A 1,079-nucleotide genomic window follows, 5' to 3' on the forward strand; every position below is an offset into this window, starting at 1 on the left:
AGTGCATTCTCGACGTTGGCGGACAAGGTATGGCTGACCGCTGTCCGGACCAGGTCGATGCCTTCATCCGCCAGCTCGACGACACTGTCGCCCGCGTTGTCGAGGGTATATGTGTCGTTACCCGCGCCACCTACCAAGGTATCGCGCCCGGCGAGGCCGTCCAGCAGGTTATTGCCAGCGTTGCCGGTCAGCACGTTGTTCAACGTGTTGCCGCTGCCGTTGAGGTTGGCACTGCCGGTGAGCGTGAGGTTTTCAAGATTGACGCCCAGCACCCAGTTGACCGAGGCCCGTACGCTGTCGATTTCGCCAGCCAACGTGCTGGTTTCGCTGACGACGTCCTTGAGGTTGTCGACCACATAGGTGTCGTTGCCCGTGCCGCCGACCAACGTGTCGATGCCGAGGCCACCGTCCAGGATGTTGGCGCCAGCGTTGCCGGTGATGCGGTTGTTCAGCGCGTTGCCGGTGCCATTGATAGCGCCGGCGCCATTGAGTGTCAGGTTTTCGAGGTTGGCACCCAGCACGTAGCTGATGGACGAAACGACGCTGTCGATCTCAGTCAGCGCCGTGCCTCGCTCGATCACCGTGTCGCCGAGGTTGTCGACGTAATAAGTGTCGTTGCCGGCGCCACCGTCCAGGGTGTCCGCGCCGCCCAGGCCGTTGAGCACGTTGGCGGCGGCGTTGCCGATCAGCACGTTGTCCGAGGTGTTGCCGCTGCCGTTGATCGCGGCAACGCCGGTCAGCGTGAGGTTTTCCAGGTTGTTGCCCAAGGTCCAGCTCACCAAGGAACGAACAGTGTCGATTTCGGAGGCCGAGGTGCTGGTTTCGTTGATGACGTCCTTGAGGTTGTCGACCACATAGGTGTCGTTGCCGGTGCCGCCGATGAGAGTGTCGATGCCGGCGCCGCCGTCGAGGATGTCCGCACCGTCCATGCCGTTGAGCACGTTCGCCGCAGCGTTGCCGATCAGGCTGTTATTGGAGGCGTTGCCGGTGAGATTGAGCGCGGCGACGCCGAGCAACAGTGCATTCTCGACGTTGGCGGACAAGGTATGGCTGACCGCTGTCCGGACCAGGTCGATGCC

The 1,079-nt window shown here is 62.6% G+C and carries 1 protein-coding gene; it reads right to left on the reverse strand.

What is annotated here, in order from left to right:
- Positions 1-1,079, reverse strand: a 1,079-nt coding sequence (locus FHK92_RS27895) for a calcium-binding protein (RefSeq protein ID WP_258232723.1), incomplete at both ends; no start/stop codon positions are given.

It is taken from the genome of Pseudomonas brassicacearum subsp. neoaurantiaca, assembly GCF_013608025.1.
Lineage (GTDB): Bacteria > Pseudomonadota > Gammaproteobacteria > Pseudomonadales > Pseudomonadaceae > Aquipseudomonas.